Genomic DNA, 2,030 nt, shown 5'->3' on the forward strand with positions numbered 1-2,030 from the left:
TGTCGGCAACCGGAAGCACAAACAGATTATCGCACTCCATCAGTTCTGCCGAGGTGAGTACCTGCCCGTCACCATGCGGGTTAAATACCATATTTGCCACGGCATCGTGTGAACTTATGATACGGTTACCATTCGGAGGTGGCGTTTTTAATGCCGAGTCGCGTTGTGCCGACGTCGTTTCTCCGCCCCCACTCCCCCAGTACGGTACCTTTTCGTATCGACCACACATCAGCAGGGTGGTTTCCCAGCATCGGCATACAGGGCTGCTAAGGGCTTCGCCGACAGGGATACCAAGCAACCGCTGCGCCTCACACTGAAAAACCGCCAACTCTTTGGCATGGCAGGCCTTTGGTCAAGATGGAAGGATGCGAACGGCAAGGAGATTAAAACTTTCACCATCATCACCACCGCGCCCAACGCCTTGATGAAGAAGATTCACGACCGCATGCCGGTGATTATTCCACCGGATTTGGAAGATGCCTGGCTCCAGGGCGAAGACCTGGACAAACTGCAAGGCATGCTCGTGGCATATCCGGCGAAAGAGATGGCCGCTTACGAAGTCTCGACCATCGTGAACAGCCCTAAGAACGATATTGCAGACTGCATCAAACCGAAGGACACTTAAACGCGATCCCGCCCATTCTCATCCGCACGGAGTTTCATGCGCATCGCGCCATCCAATTCCCGCACCGTTGCCGGGGCATGGCCTTCGGCGCGGTTGTTGATCACGATGGACAAATACACCAGACTGCTCAGGGCGCGTTCAATGAGCGAAACAATGCCGGTGCGCATTTTGGGCAAACGCTCATGAATGCGATCATATGGGGCATACGATTTTTGCACTGTAGCATATTTCACGCGCGGAGGTGTCAACACGCGGATGGCAGCAAACTTCGCGGTAAAGCCCACAATATCAAATTGCTCCTCTAACGAGAGCATAGATTCCCACTGATTGAAGCAATGCGCCACCCCGTGATAACGCAACACCCGGGCATATTCTGCATTAACCAGGTTGCGATCTCGAATTTCAATGGCATAGCGGAAATCTTTCGGCAATGCGCCAAGAAACTCATGCAAGGCCTGGTTGAATTTGCGCGGATCGTAATTGCTCCAGCGTTTTTTCTCGTCGTCATAATATCCCAGGCGCATGAATTCGAACAAGAACATGCCGACGTGTTCAGCAAACGCCTGGCGATACGGCGGCAAGAACTGATCGACAAAAACTCTGGGATTGAGAAAATTACGATTGCTGTGGCGCTCGTATTGCGCTTTGCCCACTCTCTGCCACTGGCCGATTTTGGTAATGGCATCCCAGACCTTAATCACCACCGGAAAGCCTGGTTTCAGGTATTGCGCAAAGCCGGCCAGCTCCTCCGCACTAAATGGCCGGTAATGGGTCATATCAAAACAGAGCGTTGAAAAATGTTCGTAAGCACAATATTGCGACAGTAGCTCCGCACCATAATCAGCCGCCTTTTTCATTTTAGTCGGGGCAACCACCATTGTGCCATTTGATAAAACATCATTGCCCTGAAACAAAGGCAAATCCGTTTCATCCTGTTTGCCATGATAAACCACGCCTTTCCAGCCTTGAAGATAATTCCAGCTACAGCTTCCCCATTTGACCAAGCGTTCGTAGTCTGCCAGTGTTCGCGCCATCGCCTCTCCTCACAGTTTTGATCAATTCAACCGCAAATACCCCACCGCTTTTTCACCGAAGCGCTCGCGCACACGCGCCATTGCCTGTTGCAGCTTCTCCGCGCGCGAAACGGTTTCCGCTGAAAACAAATCAAGCTGCCGGGCTTGCGGCGAGAGTTTTGCCGATGCGAGAATAATGGTGCGCACCCGCACGCGGCGCTGTGTGAGCCGATACAATAATTCTTTGGCGCAAGGGTACAGCGCATGCGCTAGAAATGCCGGGGCCGGCAGAACTGCTTGACCAATCGCCTTCTTGCCGTCGCTAAAGGTGATTTCAAGCCTCAGCTTGCCGGTATTCCGCTTTTTTAGGCGAAGACTCTCGCTGGCTTTTT

At 52.5% G+C, this 2,030-nt stretch carries 2 protein-coding genes; one reads left to right on the forward strand and one right to left on the reverse strand.

What is annotated here, in order from left to right; genetic code table 11:
* Positions 1-163: 163 nt before the first annotated feature.
* Complete coding sequence (locus FBQ85_29715; GenBank protein ID MDL1879308.1) at positions 164-625, forward strand: SOS response-associated peptidase; 462 nt, start codon at positions 164-166, stop codon at positions 623-625.
* Here FBQ85_29715 and FBQ85_29720 read toward each other — a convergent pair.
* Positions 622-1,659: a DUF72 domain-containing protein gene (locus tag FBQ85_29720; GenBank protein ID MDL1879309.1), complete on the reverse strand. Its 1,038-nt coding sequence runs from the start codon at positions 1,657-1,659 to the stop codon at positions 622-624. The genes FBQ85_29715 and FBQ85_29720 overlap by 4 nt on opposite strands.
* Between the last annotated feature and the right edge of the window lie 371 nt (positions 1,660-2,030).

The sequence above is a fragment of the Cytophagia bacterium CHB2 genome (assembly GCA_030263535.1).
Taxonomy (GTDB): Bacteria; Zhuqueibacterota; Zhuqueibacteria; order Zhuqueibacterales; family Zhuqueibacteraceae; genus Coneutiohabitans.

What these genes read in the sequence shown, in the direction of transcription:
- FBQ85_29720 (MDL1879309.1), bottom strand. Translation starts at nt 1,659, where the DNA reads ATGGCGCGAACACTGGCAGACTACGAACGCTTGGTCAAATGGGGAAGC.